At 71.1% G+C, this 15,873-nt stretch carries 17 protein-coding genes; 8 read left to right on the forward strand and 9 right to left on the reverse strand.

The annotated features are described in order from the left end of the window. The first annotated feature begins 58 nt into the window (after positions 1-58). From J7I97_RS25450 to J7I97_RS25460, 3 genes are all read left to right on the forward strand, one after another. The gene (locus J7I97_RS25450) at positions 59-1,003 is read left to right on the forward strand and encodes an alpha/beta fold hydrolase (protein WP_214938807.1); all 945 of its coding nucleotides are present in this window, start codon (positions 59-61) and stop codon (positions 1,001-1,003) included. 106 nt (positions 1,004-1,109) lie between these two features. After that, positions 1,110-1,463, forward strand: a complete 354-nt coding sequence (locus J7I97_RS25455; protein WP_214938809.1) for a hypothetical protein — start codon at positions 1,110-1,112, stop codon at positions 1,461-1,463. A 149-nt stretch (positions 1,464-1,612) separates the two neighbouring features. Then, entirely contained in the window at positions 1,613-2,701 is a 1,089-nt protein-coding gene (locus J7I97_RS25460) for a C40 family peptidase (RefSeq protein ID WP_214938811.1), read from the forward strand. Between the two features lie 85 nt (positions 2,702-2,786). Here the strand turns inward: J7I97_RS25460 and J7I97_RS25465 are convergent, their stop codons facing one another. Together J7I97_RS25465 and J7I97_RS25470 are read right to left on the reverse strand one after the other, a co-directional pair. Continuing rightward, positions 2,787-3,479, reverse strand: a complete 693-nt coding sequence (locus J7I97_RS25465; protein ID WP_214938813.1) for a response regulator transcription factor — start codon at positions 3,477-3,479, stop codon at positions 2,787-2,789. After that, positions 3,476-4,780: an ATP-binding protein gene (locus J7I97_RS25470; RefSeq protein WP_214938815.1), complete on the reverse strand. Its 1,305-nt coding sequence runs from the start codon at positions 4,778-4,780 to the stop codon at positions 3,476-3,478. The genes J7I97_RS25465 and J7I97_RS25470 overlap by 4 nt, the downstream gene beginning before the upstream one ends. Before the next feature lie 131 nt (positions 4,781-4,911). Between J7I97_RS25470 and J7I97_RS25475 the strand changes: the two genes are divergently transcribed. Both J7I97_RS25475 and J7I97_RS25480 read left to right on the forward strand, forming a co-directional pair. Continuing rightward, positions 4,912-6,216 carry a PspC domain-containing protein gene (locus J7I97_RS25475; RefSeq protein ID WP_251059155.1) on the forward strand — a complete coding sequence of 435 codons (1,305 nt, stop codon included), beginning with the start codon at positions 4,912-4,914 and terminating at the stop codon, positions 6,214-6,216. Next, positions 6,203-6,427 (forward strand): hypothetical protein, encoded by a 225-nt coding sequence (locus J7I97_RS25480; RefSeq protein ID WP_214938819.1) that lies wholly within the window; start codon positions 6,203-6,205, stop codon positions 6,425-6,427. Before J7I97_RS25475 ends, J7I97_RS25480 begins: the two co-directional genes overlap by 14 nt. On the opposite strand, the gene J7I97_RS25485 is transcribed toward J7I97_RS25480, so the two are convergent. From J7I97_RS25485 to J7I97_RS25510, 6 genes are all read right to left on the reverse strand, one after another. Beyond that, the gene (locus J7I97_RS25485) at positions 6,373-6,864 is read right to left on the reverse strand and encodes a TQO small subunit DoxD (protein ID WP_214938820.1); all 492 of its coding nucleotides are present in this window, start codon (positions 6,862-6,864) and stop codon (positions 6,373-6,375) included. The genes J7I97_RS25480 and J7I97_RS25485 overlap by 55 nt on opposite strands. Before the next feature lie 19 nt (positions 6,865-6,883). Next, on the reverse strand, positions 6,884-8,149 hold the full coding sequence (locus tag J7I97_RS25490) for a hypothetical protein (RefSeq protein WP_214938822.1): 1,266 nt from the start codon (positions 8,147-8,149) through the stop codon (positions 6,884-6,886). 102 nt (positions 8,150-8,251) lie between these two features. Next, a complete protein-coding gene (locus J7I97_RS25495; RefSeq protein ID WP_214938824.1) occupies positions 8,252-9,025 on the reverse strand; it encodes a class II aldolase/adducin family protein in 774 nt (257 codons plus the stop codon). Positions 9,026-9,154: 129 nt separating this feature from the next. Beyond that, positions 9,155-10,756, reverse strand: coding sequence for a glutamine-hydrolyzing GMP synthase (guaA, locus tag J7I97_RS25500; protein ID WP_214938826.1), 1,602 nt, complete (start codon positions 10,754-10,756; stop codon positions 9,155-9,157). Between the two features lie 129 nt (positions 10,757-10,885). Continuing rightward, on the reverse strand, positions 10,886-11,734 hold the full coding sequence (locus tag J7I97_RS25505; RefSeq protein ID WP_214938828.1) for a helix-turn-helix transcriptional regulator: 849 nt from the start codon (positions 11,732-11,734) through the stop codon (positions 10,886-10,888). 19 nt (positions 11,735-11,753) lie between these two features. Further along, positions 11,754-12,506, reverse strand: coding sequence for a DUF6879 family protein (locus J7I97_RS25510; protein WP_214938830.1), 753 nt, complete (start codon positions 12,504-12,506; stop codon positions 11,754-11,756). 365 nt (positions 12,507-12,871) lie between these two features. Here J7I97_RS25510 and J7I97_RS25515 point away from each other — a divergent pair, with 365 nt between their 5' ends. The 3 genes from J7I97_RS25515 to J7I97_RS25525 all read left to right on the forward strand — a co-directional run bounded on the left by J7I97_RS25515 (position 12,872) and on the right by J7I97_RS25525 (position 13,731). Continuing rightward, positions 12,872-13,075, forward strand: coding sequence for a hypothetical protein (locus tag J7I97_RS25515; protein WP_308363611.1), 204 nt, complete (start codon positions 12,872-12,874; stop codon positions 13,073-13,075). Positions 13,076-13,142: 67 nt separating this feature from the next. Next, entirely contained in the window at positions 13,143-13,370 is a 228-nt protein-coding gene (locus J7I97_RS40010) for a hypothetical protein (RefSeq protein ID WP_308369143.1), read from the forward strand. 97 nt (positions 13,371-13,467) lie between these two features. Next, complete coding sequence (locus J7I97_RS25525; RefSeq protein WP_214938832.1) at positions 13,468-13,731, forward strand: chorismate mutase; 264 nt, start codon at positions 13,468-13,470, stop codon at positions 13,729-13,731. 350 nt (positions 13,732-14,081) lie between these two features. On the opposite strand, the gene J7I97_RS25530 is transcribed toward J7I97_RS25525, so the two are convergent. Continuing rightward, positions 14,082-15,743 carry a peptidase gene (locus J7I97_RS25530; protein ID WP_214938834.1) on the reverse strand — a complete coding sequence of 554 codons (1,662 nt, stop codon included), beginning with the start codon at positions 15,741-15,743 and terminating at the stop codon, positions 14,082-14,084. Positions 15,744-15,873 lie beyond the last annotated feature (130 nt).

Here is a 15,873-nt window from a genome sequence, read left to right on the forward strand (position 1 = left end):
CGAATGAAGCTCCGGCCGCATCCGCATGCATGCCCACCCGCCTACGTGAGGACACCCCGTGCCCGACACCTCCCGCTTCGACGACGCCACCCTCGCCGCCTCCCTCGACGGCGGCTTCACCAGCCGGCACGCCGAGGTCAACGGCACCCGCCTGCACTTCGTGGACAGTGGCGACAGCGACAGCGACAGCGGCCGCGGCCGCGGCCGCGACCGCGACCGCGACCGCGACCGCGAGACGCTCGTCCTGCTCGGCGGCTGGCCGCAGACCTGGTGGCAGTGGCACAAGGTGATGCCGGCCCTCGCCCGCCGGTTCCGGGTGATCGCCGTGGACCTGCGCGGCATGGGCGGCTCCGCCAAGCCCGAGGGCGGCTACGACAAGAGGACGATGGCCGCGGACATCAACGCCCTCCTCACCCACCTCGGCATCGAGTCCGCACACGTGGTCGGCCACGACATCGGCGCGATGGTCGCCTACGCCCATGCCGCCAACCACCCCGAGTCCACCAGCCGGGTCGTCCTCCTCGACGTCGCGCACCCCGACCCGGAATGGGCCCGGCTGACGCTGCTCCCCGAGCAGGGGGCCCGGCACAAGTGGTGGTTCGCCTTCAACCAGGTGCAGGGCCTCCCCGAGCAGCTGCTCGCCGACCGGTACCACCACCTCCTGGACTGGCTGTTCGCCAACGCCTCCGCCGACCCCACCGCCATCGACGCCCACTCCCGCGCGGTCTACGCCGAGGCGTACAACTCCCCCGACGCGATCCGGGCGTCCAACGGCTGGTACCGCGCCTTCGTCCAGGACATCGCCGACCTCGCGACGTACACCCCGGTCAGCACCCCGCTGCTCGCGCTCGGCGGCGAGTACGCCAACTACGCGCAGCTGACGACCGCCGTCCCGAAGCTCGGCACCGACACCCGGGTCGTCCGCGTGGACGGCAGCGGCCACTACTTCCCGGAGGAGCGGCCGGAGATCGTCCTGGAGGAGCTGCTCCGCTTCCTGGGCTGACCGCCCGACCGCCCGCCTGACCGCCCGACCGCCCGCCTGACCGCCCGCACTCCCACCCGCACTCCTGCTCGAAATCCGCTGACAGGCACCCCGTACGCTCGACCGCATGGACGTACTCATCAATGTCTTCATCGGCCTGCACATCATCGGAATCGCCTCGCTGCTGGGCGGCTTCCTGACCCAGATGAAGGCGATGAGCGCCGGCACCGCCCGCTTCGTGCCGGCGATGCTGCACGGCGCGCTGACCATGCTCGTCACCGGCGTACTCCTCGTCGGCTTCCGCGAGATGGACGGCGGCTCCGTCAACAACATCAAGATCGGCGTGAAGCTGGCGATCCTCTTCGTCATCCTCGCCCTCGTATACGTCAAGCGGGACGAGGAGCGGGTGGAGAAGGCACTGTTCGGCGCGGTCGGCGGCCTGACCGTGGTCAACATCTTCATCGCCGTTCTCTGGCGCTGACCCGGACCGGTCGGATCACGGTGCCATCCGGCCGGATGCGGCCGGATCCAACCGCATCCGGTCACTTCGGATCATCACGTCATCCACCCGTTACCTTTAGGTCTAGCGTCCTCCTCCAAGCACCGACAGAGGAAGGACGTGAGGCCCGCGTGGCCAGTCATCGAAAGCCCAGGCAGCGCCCGCTCTCCGGGGGCACGGTACGGACCGCCGCCACCCTCGCCCTTGCGGGCGCTGCCACCGCCACCGCCTTCGAAGGCACCTCCCAGGCCGACCCGCAGCTCACCCCCGCCCAGGTCAAGGCAGAGGTGGACCGGCTCTACGAGGAGGCCGAGGAGGCGACCGAGCAGTACAACGGGGCGAAGGAGAAGGCCGAAGAGGCCCAGCGCGCGCTGACCACCCTCCGCGACGAGACCGCCCGCAAGACCGACCGGATCAACACCGCCCGCAGCGCGCTCGGTTCACTGGCGGCCACCCAGTACCGCACCGGAAGCCTCGGCACCGCGGTCCAGCTGGCCATGGCGGACAACCCCCAGGAGTACCTGGACCGGTCCTCCTTCATCACCCGCGCCGGGGACCGCAACGCCGCCGAGATCAGCTCGGTACGCCACCAGCTCGACGAGGTCCAGCAGCTCCGCGACAAGGCCGCCGGGCAGCTCGCCGAGCTCCGCGCCCGGCAGAGCGAACTCGCCGAGCACAAGGCCGTCATCGAGGGAAAACTCAGCACCGCCAAGCGGCTGCTGGCCCGCCTCACCGCTGAACAGCGGGCCGCCTACGAGGCCCAGGCCGGCGGCGAGACCCCCGCCGCCCCCTCCGCCGGCGGCCACGCCCGCACCGCCGCCCCCACCACCCGCACCGGGACCGGCGCCCCGAACCTGCCCCCCTCCGACGGCTCCCGCGCCGCCCGCGCCGTGTCCTTCGCGTACGGGGCGATCGGCAAGCCGTACGTCTGGGGCGCGACGGGGCCGGGCTCGTTCGACTGCTCAGGCCTGGCCCAGGCGGCCTGGCGCTCGGCCGGTGTCTCCCTGCCGCGCACCACCTACACGCAGATCAACGCCGGACAGCGGGTCTCCCGCGACCAGCTGGCCCCCGGCGACCTGGTGTTCTTCTACTCCGGGGTGACGCACGTCGGCATCTACATCGGCAACGGCCAGATGATCCACGCCCCGCGCCCCGGCTCCACGGTCCGGGTGGCCCCGATCGACTCCATGCCCTTGGCCGGCGCCGCCCGCCCCGCGTAGACCGCCCCGCGCCGCCCGCCCCGCGTAGACCGCCCGCCCCGCGTAACCGAGCAGGCGGTCGTCACACCAGGCGTCACACCAGGCGTCACACCAGGCGTCGCGCCGTGGCCCACCGCGTCAGCTCGTGCCGGTTCGACAGCTGGAGCTTGCGCAGGACCGCCGAGACGTGCGACTCAACCGTCTTGACGGAGATGAAGAGCTGCTTGGCGATCTCCTTGTACGCGTACCCGCGCGCGATGAGCCGCAGTACCTCGCGCTCGCGCTGCGTGAGCCGGTCCAGGTCCTCGTCCACCGGCGGCGCGTCCGTCGAGGCGAAGGCGTCGAGCACGAAGCCCGCCAGCCGCGGCGAGAACACCGCGTCCCCGTCCTGGACCCGGAAGACCGAGTCCACCAGGTCGCTACCGGTGATGGTCTTGGTGACGTAGCCGCGCGCGCCGCCCCGGATGACCCCGATGACGTCCTCGGCCGCGTCCGACACCGACAGCGCCAGGAACCGCACCGGGTTCTCGGCCGCCGCCATCAGCGGGGCGCAGCGCCGCAGCACCTCGACCCCGCCGCCGCCCGGCAGGTGCACGTCGAGGAGCACCACCTCGGGGCGGGTGGCGGTGATGACGGTGACGGCCTGGTCCACGTCGGCCGCCTCGCCGACGACCTCGACGCCGGTCCGGGCGGTCTCGCCGATCTCGGCCTGCACTCCGGTGCGGAACATCCGGTGGTCGTCGACGAGCACCACCCGGACCCGCCTGCCCGCCTCGGCCACTGCGTTCTCCTCGGTCATGCTGCGTTCGCCGCCCTCTCCATCTCCAGCTCGACTTCCGTGCCGCCGTCGGGCGCGGACCGCAGCCGTGCGGTCCCGCCGTTGCGCTGCATCCGGCCGATGATCGATTCTCGTACGCCCATCCGGTCGTCCGGTACCGCGTCGATGTCGAAGCCCGGTCCCCGGTCCCGTACGGACACGAACACCATCCGCCCCTCCACCTCGGCGTACACCTGCACCGGCCCGCCCTCGCCACCGTACTTCGCGGCGTTGACCATCGCCTCGCGCGCGGCCTGGATCTGCGCCCCCAGCTTCTCGTCCAGCGGGCAGTCGCCGACGATGACGACCTCGATCGGAACGCCGTGGTGGTCCTCCACCTCGGCGGCGGTCTTCTTGACGGCCTCGGCCAGCGTGGCCGGCGCCTCGGCCTCGTCCTTGCCGGTGCCCTCCGGCTTGTAGAGCCAGTTCCGCAGCTCCCGCTCCTGGGCACGCGCGAGGCGGCGTACCTCGCCCGCGTCCTCCGCGTTGCGCTGGATCAGGGTGAGGGTGTGCAGCACCGAGTCGTGCACGTGGGCGGCGACCTCGGCGCGCTCCTGGGCGCGGATGCGCATCAGGCGTTCCTCGGAGAGGTCCTGGGTCATCCGGATCAGCCAGGGGCCGGCGAGCAGGGCCACGCCGACGAGGACGGCGAGGGTGGCGGTGAGTACGTTGCCCAGCTGGGCCGCGGAGCCCCGTACGACGATGAACACCGTGAGGCCCACGCCGACCAGCGCGACCCCCGCGAACCCCCGGGCGACCTGGAGCAGCCGCCCGTGACTCCCGGCGGCCGCGCCCCAGTGGGCCCGCCGGGCGTTGTCGGCCTGCCGCCATACGAGCACCACACCGGCGCCGACCAGCAGCGTCGGCCACACGTACCGGCCGGACGTACCGCCGACCTGGACCTGGGAGATGAAGATCCCGGCGCCGACGCACAGCGCGATCAGCGCGGCGATCTGCCCCTTGTCGGGTTTGCGCAGGCGCCGGCTGCCGTCGGCGAGGGTTTCGAAGAAGGAGCGGTGTCCGGTGCCGCCGCCCACGCCGAGCGGTACGAAGACCCAGAACGCGGCATACAGCAGCACGCCCAGCCCGTCGCCCCACATGAACAGGCCGAGGAACGCGAGCCGGACCCAGATCACCGGCAGCCCGAGGTGTCCGGCGAGGCCGCGCGCGACTCCGCCGAGCATCCGGCCGTCAGCGCTGCGGTAGAGCTTGCGCGGCGGCGCTTCGGAGCCCGGCGGGGGCTCCGATGCGTGCGGGATACGGGGAGCGGCGGCTACGGGCATGTCACTGATGGTCACACGCGCGAGGGGCGCGGGGCATCAGGGCAGCCCCCCACTTCGGCCCGGGGGATATCAGGGTTGCACCAGGGTAGGGCCCGATGCCGCGGGGTCCGGCGGCCCGTCACCATGGACGCATGACCGAAGTGCACGACTCCCCCTCGGCGGGCCGGCCGGACCCCGGGGCCCCTCCGACACCCGAGGGGCGCCCGCCCCTGCGCCGGAGCAGGCGCGACAAGGTCCTCGCGGGCGTGTGCGGAGGCCTCGGCCGGTATTTCGACCTGGACCCGGTGGTGTTCCGGATCGTGCTCGGTGTCCTCGCCGTCACCGGCGGCGTGGGCCTGATCTTCTACGGCTTCGCGTGGCTGCTGCTCCCCCAGGAGGGCGAGGAGGACAGCGAGGCGAAGAAGCTGCTGACCGGCCGGGTCGAGGGCGCCACCCTGGCGGCGGTGTTCGCGGCCCTGGTCGGCTGCGCGCTGTTCCTGTCGATGCTGGACAACGGTGTGATGGCGGTCTTCTCCGTCCTGGTCGTCCTGGCGCTCGGCGCGGCCTCGTACTGGTCGCAGCGCCGCCGGCACACCCCGCCTCCGGAGGCGGAGGCCGCCACCGCGGCGCACCGGCCGGCCCCGCCAGAGACCCAGGCGCCGCCCACCCCGGGCAGCCCGTCGTGGTGGCGGGACCCCCTGGTCAAGGACGGCACCACCGGGCCGGTAGGGTCCACCGGCTACCTGTGGGGGCCGGACGAGGACGCGGTGGCCCCGGACGCCCCGGCGGCGGCCGGCGCCCCTGCGGCCGCCCCGGCAGTCCCGCGCGGCGGTATCGGCGGCCGGGTCTTCGTCCTCGCTCTGCTGGCCGGGGGCATCTCCGCCGCCTCGGTGTGGCACGGCAGCACGCTCGGCCACGCCCTCCAGATCGGCCTGGCCGCCGCGCTCGTCGTGTTCGGCCTGGGCCTCGTGGTCAGCTCGGTCAAGGGGCGCACCGGCTTCGGCACCGTCCTGCTGGCGGTCGTCACCGCCGTCCTGCTGGCGGGCGCGGCCGCGTTGCCCCGCGAGATCTCCACCGACTTCCGGGACGTCACATGGCGCCCGGCCGCGCTGGCCGATGTGCGGCCGGCGTACGGGTCGGGCACCGGGCTGGCCACCTTGGACCTGAGCCGCCTGGACGTGCCGAAGGGCACCACCCTGACGGTCCGCGCCTCCATCGAGGCGGGCCGGCTGAAGGTGATCGTGCCCCGGGAGGTCACCGCGCGGACCGACATCGGGATCCGCCTCGGCGACATCCAGCTGCCCGGGGACACCGGCCAGGACGTACGCATCAAGCACGAGGGCGAAACCCGGCAGGTGACCCTGCCCCCCGTCGCCGGCACCCAGGCCGGCGGGACGATCGAGCTGCACCTGAGCGCGGGTGTGGGACAGGTGGAGGTGGCCCGTGCGGCGTCATGAGTTCCAGCCGGGACGGCTGATCGCGGGACTGGTCCTCGTCGCGGCGGGCGTGCTCTACCTGCTCGACGCCGCCGGCGAGACCGACCTGGCGTGGTTCGCGGTCATCCCGATGGCCATGGGCGGGCTCGCGCTGGCCGCCCTGGTGGGGCTGGTGACCTACGCGGTACGCCGGGACCGGCGCGACCAGATCAGCGCGTCCAGCGAGAAGTAGGGCGCCCCGGCCAGGATCAGGGGGAGCCAGGCCATCAGGTAGATCAGGTCGTTGCCGTAGTAGTACGGGCTCACCGCCCAGGAGACCGTGAGCCACAGGCTGAGCGAGATCAGCGCTCCGCCGGCGGCCGCGATCCGGCTCAGCAGCCCGGCCAGCGTGCCGAGGCCCACCAGGATCTCCCCGATGGCCAGGATCACCGCGAAGCCGACGGGCGACAGCAGGGCCCAGTCCACCAGGGCGGGGATCGCGGAGGTGTCGCGCACCCCGTGCATCTGCTCGCCGATGGAGCCGGCTCCCGAGGCGGACAGGAACGCGGAGTCGGTCAGCTTGTCCAGACCCGCGTAGACGAAGGTCACGCCGAGGAAGATCCGCAGTGGCAAGAGCGCGTGCCGGGCGGCTTGTTCGCGCAGGCCGGAAAGTACGTCAGTTCGGGTCACGGGGTCATGTGTACCCCGTTCACTCGGCCACGTCGATCGTGCAGCGATTGGATTCCACTCCGGCGGCCGTGACCACCTGGATCTCGATGCGGCCGGGTTCCACTTCCGCCGGTACCGGTACGGTCAGCACCGCGTCCGAGGGGTTGGTGAACCCGCCAGCCACCGGGACCAGCGGCACGTGCACGTGCACCGCCCCGACCCGCACCACCAGCCGCGCCAGCATCTCCGGCGTCTGCGCCCCGGGCGGCACGAAGCCCACGCCCCGGATCTCGATGTCGTCTCCGGGACGGACGGCCGCGTCCAGATCCCCGGGCTCCCGTCTGCGCACCACGGACAGCACCAGCGGACGGCTCCCCTCCGCGTACTTCGCCGCCAGGTACACCACGGCCGACAGCGCCACCAGCATCGCCAGCGCCCACGGCAGCTGGGGCAGCCGGTCCGGGAACCGGGCCAGCGACACCACCGCGTAGGCCAGCACCACCGTGGAGACCAGCACGTACTGCGCGTCCGGGAAGCTCCCGCGCCCCGCGTCGTCGGTCAGCAGGTCCGCCCCGGTCGGCCGGTCGGCGGGCAGCTTCTGGAGCCGCTGGCCCATGATCCGTACGGAGACCACCCGGCGCACCAGTACCGCCACCGCCGAGGTCAGCGCGAGCACCGACAGCAGCGGCAGCGCCCGCCCGAGCGCCAGCCCCGCGTACAGGGCCTGCCGCTCCGGCCCCGGTGAGGAGGCGGCCAGCCGCAGCGCGGGCAGCAGCGCGGCGAACGCCGTGAGCACCAGCCAGGCGCTCGGCACCGCCTTCGAGGTGGACAGCCGGTTGTCCTCGCCGACCAGCGGGGCCAGCAGCCCGCCGCACAGCGGCTGCGCCCGGGCCGCGAGGGTGAGCAACCCGGCCAGCGCCAGCGCCGCCAGCAGCCCGGCGGTGCGCGCCGTGGACCAGCCGGTGCCCAGCGCCGTGCCGACCTGCACTACCAGCAGTACCCCGGCGGCGATCCACACGGCGAGCACGGCCCGGCGGGAGAACAGGTACAGCCACGAGTTCCCGGCCTCCCGGCCCCGGTCGGCGACCGTACGGGCCGACAGGGTCAGCTCGTCGGAGACCCACTGGCGGGAGGCCCCGGCCGACCGGGCCACCGCGGCGGGCAGCCCCTGCCCGGCGGCGAACTCGTCCCGCTTCTCCAGGAACGCGGCGACCGCGCGGCGGTGCCCCTCACGCGCGCCGTGCGGGCAGTCGTCGCAGGTGCAGCCGCCGCCGTGGGTACTTCGGGGGATCTCTTGGACAGCCACGTGCGTGCCGCCTCTCTGAACTTCGGTGCAATGCCAGCGAATTGTGCACCACTGCGGCAGTGCTCCGGATTGCGCACGATGTCAGAGCAGGTGATTAACCGTTCATGATGTTGACGCCACCTCCGGGGCGACCGTCTGCCACAGCGGCTGGTAGCTCACCCAGGCGGCCAGATCCGACCCGAACCGCTCCCGCGTCAGCGCCGCGCGCCGGTGGTCTATGGGTACCGGCTTCCCGGCCGCGCGGGCGATCAGCTGCACCTGCGCCGCCCGCTCCGCCGCGATGAACCACCAGGCCGCCGCGTCCACCGAGTCCCCGACCGTCAGCAGCCCCTGGTTGCGCAGGATCAGCGCCTTGTACGGGCCCAGCGCGCGCCCGATCCGCTCCCCGTCCTCGGTCCCGGCGTACTCGTCGAGCAGCGCGTGGTCCTCATAGAAGGCGCAGGCCTCGTGGCTGACCGGGGCCAGCAGTTCGCCGAGCGCCGCGAGCGCGCGGCCGTACGGGGCCTGCGTGCGGACCACGGCCACCACCTCGGGCCGCGCCCGGTGGACGGCCGCGTGCACGGCGAAGGCCAGCTGGTTGACGCGCCGCTCCCCCTGGACCACCCGGCCGTCCCCGTCGACCAGCAGCAGGTCGTCGGCGGTGAGCCCGGCGAAGGCCCGCCCGAAGGGGTTCACCCAGTAGCAGTCCTCGAACTCGGGGTCCCGGGCGGTGACATGCCCGGCCACCCCGTCCTCGTACCCGAGCCGCGCGAACAGCCGCAGCGCCCCGGTGAGCCGTTCCCTGCGGTACGCGCGCTCCTCGGCCGGGTCCTCGTGCACGGGCGGCATCTCGAACCGCAACCGGTCCACGGGTACGGGTACGGGCTGCTCGGCCATGGGCGCTCCTTCGACGGCTCGGCTCGCGGCGCAAGGTACCGGCGGGTCCCACAACTGGCCATACCAACGGCGAAGCCGCCGCTCCCCGAGGGGAACGGCGGCTTCGTCAGGCACGGCGGGCGGGCGGGACTACTCCCACTCGATGGTGCCCGGGGGCTTGCTCGTGCAGTCCAGGACCACGCGGTTCACGTCCGGCACCTCGTTGGTGATGCGGGTCGAGATCCGCGCGAGCACCTCGTACGGCATGCGCGTCCAGTCGGCGGTCATCGCGTCCTCGGACGAGACGGGCCGCAGCACGATCGGGTGGCCGTAGGTGCGGCCGTCGCCCTGCACGCCCACGCTGCGGACGTCCGCCAGCAGCACGACCGGGCACTGCCAGATCTCGCGGTCCAGGCCGGCCGCGGTGAGCTCGTGGCGGGCGATGGCGTCGGCCTCGCGCAGCAGGTCCAGGCGCTCCTTGGTGACCTCGCCGACGATGCGGATGCCCAGGCCCGGGCCCGGGAAGGGCTGGCGCTGGACGATCTCCTCCGGCAGGCCGAGCTCCTGGCCGACCATCCGGACCTCGTCCTTGAACAGCTGGCGCAGCGGCTCGACGAGCTCGAACTCGATGTCCTCGGGGAGGCCGCCCACGTTGTGGTGGGACTTGATGTTCGCGGTGCCGGTGCCGCCGCCGGACTCGACGACGTCCGGGTACAGGGTGCCCTGCACCAGGAAGGCCACGGGTCCCATCGACGTCGATTCCTCGGCGATGATCTCGGACTGGGCCTGCTCGAAGACGCGGATGAACTCGCGGCCGATGATCTTGCGCTTGGTCTCCGGGTCGGAGACGCCGGCCAGCGCGGTCAGGAAGCGCTCCTGGGCGTCGACGACCTTCAGCTGGATGCCGGTGGCCGCGACGAAGTCCTTCTCGACCTGCTCGGTCTCACCCTTGCGCATCAGGCCGTGGTCGACGTACACGCAGGTCAGCTGCGATCCGATGGCCTTCTGGACGAGGGCCGCGGCGACCGCGGAGTCCACGCCGCCGGAGAGGCCGCAGATGGCGCGCTTGTCGCCGACCTGCTCGCGGATGGCCGCGATCTGCTCCTCGACGATGTTGCCGGTGGTCCAGGTGGGGGCCAGGCCGGCACCGCGGTAGAGGAAGTGCTCCATGATCTGCTGGCCGTGCGTGGAGTGCATGACCTCGGGGTGGTACTGAACCCCGTACAGCTTCTTCTCGTCGTTCTCGAAGGCCGCGACCGGGACGACGTTCGTCGACGCGGTGACGGAGAAGCCCTCGGGGGCGGCGGAGCAGGCGTCGCCGTGGGACATCCACACCGACTGGTTCTCGGGGGTGCCCTCGAAGAGGGTGGAGCCGGCCTTGGAGACGGCGAGCGGGGTGCGGCCGTACTCGCGGGCGCCGGTGTTGTCGACCTGGCCGCCGAGGGTGGTCGCCATCAGCTGGAAGCCGTAGCACATGCCGAAGACGGGGACGCCGGACTCGAAGAGGCCGAGGGCGTCGTCCAGGCGCGGGGCACCCTCCTCGTAGACGGAGGACGGGCCGCCGGAGAGGATGATCGCCTTGGGGTCCTTGGCCAGCATCTCGGCCACGGGCATCGTGCTGGGCACGATCTCGCTGTAGACCCGTGCCTCGCGGACGCGACGGGCGATGAGCTGGGCGTACTGGGCGCCGAAGTCGACGACGAGAACCGTGTCCGGGGCGCTGTCGTGGGCGGCGGAGGGTGCTTCTGGCACGGGGCAGGCCTTCCGGCGGAAGAGGGGCTGTTTTACTCGGGCTGTTTGTCGATTCTAACGGGGGAAGGGTGGGCGGCTTCGTCTCACCATCCGAGTCCGATGCCACGGCAGTGCTCCGACCAAGCAGGCTCAGGCACCCACAGCCCGGCGGGCCCGGCTGATCAAGCGCTGCGCATCCGCCCCGAAGGCGGCGGATTCGCGAAGCGTCTTCCAGACCCGGAGGTGCGTGGCGACGCTGTCGGTGTCATCCAGCCAGAGCTCTGCGTGCCAGGTTTCCACGATCACCTGCCGGTCGTCGTAGATCCAGAATCCGAGACCTGGCGGGATCTTCAGCGCTGCTTCAAGGGGCACGATCCCCAGTTCCACAGTGTCAAGGCCAATCACGCCCTGTAGGCGGTCGAGCTGAGCGGCAAGCACGGAGGGTGGGCAGATGCGGGCATGGAGGACCGCTTCCCAGAGCAGGATTCGGTAACGCTTGCCCGAGTCGTACAGTCCTTCCTGCCGCTTCATGCGGGAACGCACGGCTTCTTCTATGTCCCTGGGCGTCCGATGCAGTTCGGCGAAGCGGCTCAAGATCGCACGAGCGTAATCCGGCGTCTGAAGCACGCCGACGATCCAAGACGATTCCCATGCGCGGAGCACTGTCGCACCGGCCTGTGCTTCGTTGTGCACATCCTGCACGGGCCGAAGTCCCGCGGCCAGCTGGCGGCGCCATGAGCGGATGCGGGACTCCAGCCCGCGAAGCCGAGACAGCAGCTCCTCCGTCGACTCCGGTTGCTCAACTCCCGCCGCCCACGCCCTCAGGTCTTCGGCTGTGGCTGTCTGCCGCCCCGTCTCCAGCTTGCTGACCTTCGATTGCGTCCAGCCAAGTCGCGCCGCCAGCGCCGTACCGGTGAGCTGGCTGCCAGGGCAGGATTCACGCAGCTCCCGCAGTCTTGCGCCGAGGGCCGCTCTCGCCTGCTGGTAGTCCGTACTCACCGGTTGCACACACTCACTGCTACTCGGCCGCTGCCAGGCGTGCGACGAACGTCTCGTACGGAACGGCGTAATGCCAGGCCGCGTCCCGCACCTGGGCATAACGGTTGACCTCGGCTGGTTCGGTGATCAGCTCAACATCGAGCAGGTTGTCGCCGTCATCGAAGTTGAGCACAGCAACGAGCCGGGAATCGAAGATCCAAAAATCCTCGGCGGGGAGCCGAAGCCGCTCGGCGTCGTCACGCCACAGGTTGCGAATGCTCTCGCCGAGAGCGGCGTTCTTCTCGGTGTGCGCCATGAGGTAGCGCTGCCCGAAGGTCGCGGGACTGTCGACAACGCGTACGCGACCAACAGTCGCCCCGCCGGCCGTCTTCTCGCGGATGGCCGTACTCCACGCTGTTCCCATGTCCCATGACGGGCTCTCACCCCGCAGGAACTGGGCGTACGTGTCGGTAGCTTCGTCAGAAGCGTACCGGCGCCGGGTTTCCAGTCGCCACGCGGTGTGCTCGAAGTTCTCGAACAGCTTCCCAAAGGCATCCAGGTCAATGATGCGGGGCACGCGGATGGCCTCCTTGGGGCCGAAGTCGACAAGCAGTTCACGCGGAACCACGATCGCCACCTCGCCTGGCGAGAGGTGCCGAAGCTGGGCGACGTCATCGGGATCGGTGAGCGGTGTTCCGTGAACGATGATTTCTCCGCTGTCCAGATCCTCATGCACGGCGGGGCAGCCACCTTCACCACTGCCTGTGCCGTTGAAGCGCAACCTGCGTGCCATTGGTCCTGCCCCTTCGTTGCGGGAGAGCCCTGGTCTCACAGGATGTCGGCCGCCACGCACGCATGTCGATGCATGACCAAGCACCGCACGAGAATAATCGAGAATAGTCTCTCGCTGCCTCAAATGGCGGTCCTTAGCGTGCTGTTCATGACCTCGCAGACCACCATGAGCCCAGCAGTCCACCTGTCACTGCCTGGCGAGGCTCCGAGACCAGCCGCAGGCTGTGACGTGTGCGCGGCGCTGGCTCAGCAGCGCTCGGAGGCTCACCGGCGGGGCGACCACTCGGCGGTTTCGGACTGCAACGTGGAGATCGTCGCTCACCGTGGGCGCAGCCGGTGCTGAGCCCACGCGCTCTGTTCCAGTACGTGGCACACACCATCCGGCACGCGCCGGAGGGCGGCGTCATCTACGAGGCGTTCTGCACGGCGTACCGCTGCGGGGCCGAGTCCGGGCCGCAGGACGACCAAGAGGCAGCGCAGGACTGGGCGCTGCGGCATACGGGGCGGACCGGCCACGAACTGTTCCGCCGCGTGTACACCGACCATGCGCGCGTCACGCGCGCTGAATAGAGGACCGCTGGCCAAGATGCTGACCGGCTGGCGTAGCAGGCATGAGTGGCTGCGTCAGGGTGGCAGTGTGCCCCAGCAGCAGATCAGCCGGGACTTCACCAAGGCGCACGCGAAGGCCGTGAAGGACGTCAAGGCCCATCTGCCGATGCGGCAGCGCGCGGGGATGCCCCGGAACGCCATTGCCTTCGGGCAGGGAGGATGTCAAAATCCGTTCCATGCGCAAGCAGCTGAGCTTCCTCTTTACCTATGGCACCGGCCGGTCCGGTCGCCATGGGTCCTCGTGATGCTCGCTTGAGCCACTGACTTCCCAGAGCGCCCCGGTCCGACAGGACCGGGGCGCTCTGGCGTTCTCCGGACCTGTGGGCCCCCACCCGACAGGAGACAGACCGACCATGAACACGATCACCACTACCCCCGAGCAGCTGATCGCCGACTCCCGCGAGCGCATCGACTCCATCGACGACCGGATCATCGGCCTGATCCAGGAGCGGATGGCCGTCTCCACGGTCATCCAGGAGGCCCGGATCGGATCGGGCGGCCGCCGGGTGCACTTGTCCCGCGAGATGGAGGTGCTCTCGCATTGGAGCGATGCTCTCGGAAAGCCCGGCACCGCCGTCGCGATGACCCTGCTGGAGCTGTGCCGCGGCCGCGTGTGACGCCCCCGCCGTTCGGCCGTTCGTCACTCGTCCGGACCGTGACCGGCCCCGGAGCCGCTTCGTTGAAGCGGATGTCCGCGCCAGCCAGGCGCGGTCCGCAACACCAGGCGTGGCTCCGCTGGAGCGATGAGACGCACGCCCCGCGGGCATGCGTCGTGGGACCTCGCTCCTTCGCGTGACCGGACGGCAGGGGACAGCAGCCCGGTCACCCCATAAGGACGGCCGGCCCAGGGGACGCCCCGGGCCGGCCGTTCTCACGTTCCTGTGCCGCTACGTCGTGACGCGCGGCTGCTTCGTGACGCGCGGCTGCTTCGTGACGCGCGGCTACGTCGTCACAAGCGGCTACGTCGTCACGCGCGACCGGTGGTCCGGCGGCGGAACACCACGAACAGCAGACCGCCGGCGGCGACGAGCACGGCCGCGCCGAGGGCGACCGGGCCGGCGGAGCTGCCGGTCGAGGCCAGGCCGCCGTTGGGCTTGGCGCCCGTGCCGGTGCTCGCGCTGGGGCTGGGGCTGACGGTGCTGCTCGGCTTGGCCGACGGGGTCACGGAAGCGCTCGGCGACGGGGTGCCGGTGGGGCCCGCGGTCGGCGTGGGGCCGCTGGCGTTGATCACGAAGGCGGCCTTGTTGTTGGCGTGGTTCGGGTCCCAGCTCTGCGGCTCGTTGCCCTCCGGCGTCCAGCCGCCCACCGCGATGGAGCCCTTGGCGTCCGGCACGGCCTTCTCGATCTTCAGCTCGAACGGGTAGGAGACCTTCTCCGTCTCGCCCACGATGTATCCGGTCGAGCAGAAGTAGCGCGGGGCGCCCAGGCTCTTCTCGCGGTACTTGCCGTCGGCCTCGACGGCCTGGCACGCGTCCGGGACCTTGGTGACCGTCGCGCCCTGCGGGATCACGATGTCGACGCTGGCGACCGCCTCACCGGAGCGCAGGTAGGCGACCCAGGCCGGGCCCTTGTTCTCGAATCCGAAGTCGGCCTTCACCGTCTCGCCGGCCTTGCCCTTGAGGGACACGGCTCCGGCCACGAGGTCGGCGGTGTTCTTCACCGCGAAGTCGAACTCGTGGTAGTTGTTCCACGGGTCGAGGTCCACGGAGCGGCGCAGGCCGGAGGTCTTGGCGGCCGCCCGCTGCTTGAGGGCCAGCTTCTTGCCGGTGCTGGTCTTGGCGAGCTGCTGCGCGCGCTTCGGCTGGTCGCCGGCCGCGTACACCGCGTAGGTCAGGCCGTCGATGAAGGCGTGCGGGGTGGCCTTGAGGGTCAGCGGGCCGTCCACCTCGTAAACCGTGTCGGGCGCGAACTCCCCGTCGAGGAGACACACCGTGACGCCCCAGCCCGCGTTCCACGGCTGCTTGGGGTCGACGTCCTGGCTGAAGGAGCAGTTGTCGTACTTCTCGACGAGCTCGATGCCGTGCGTGGTGTTGATCTCCAGCGCCACGCCGTTGACGGACTCGGTGCCCTTGTTGGCGAAGACGATCGGCAGGTTCTGCCCCTCGCCCGGCTTCACGTCCGCCTTGAGCCCGGCCTCCTCCAGCACGAGGTCGGGGCCGCCGACCTTGACCTTGGTGGTGGCGGACTTGAAGGTGGCGCCGTCCGCCTTGCCGGTCACCGTCAGGTCGGCGCTCGCGCCGAGCTTGCTGTCCTTGGCGGCGCTGAGCTCCAGGGCCACCAGCCGGCTCTCGTGCGTCCAGAGGGACCCCCGCGTGCACGTCACGGAAGCGGCGGACTGCGTGCAGCCGTGGCTCTGGTCCTTGTCGAGCGCGACGTCGGCGACGCCCTTGAAAGCGCTCAGGTCGATCGTGAACGTGGTCCGCTTGTCGAACACCTCGCCCGTGGTGTTGTCGATCCGGAACTCGACGGTGGTCTTCTGCGCCTCGCCGCCCTGAGCGGGGTACGGACGCAGGCCGACCTCGGTCGGACCACTGAGGGTGAAGACGGGCCCCGCGGCGTGCGCGGGGGTGGTGGCCAGACCCACGGCCACGAGGCCACAAGCGGCCAGCATGGAGATGCGCTTTCTCATGCACCCGTTGACCGTCGAACGCGCGTCGCAGTTGCACAGTTCCCTGTGTGACGGACACCACAGCACCGGCCGGCTGGTTCCGGTACAACCTTCCAGCCTGACCGCCTGTCACACCAGTACCGCGGCGGGT

Source organism: Streptomyces sp. ISL-87 (genome assembly GCF_018614095.1).
Lineage (GTDB): Bacteria > Actinomycetota > Actinomycetes > Streptomycetales > Streptomycetaceae > Streptomyces.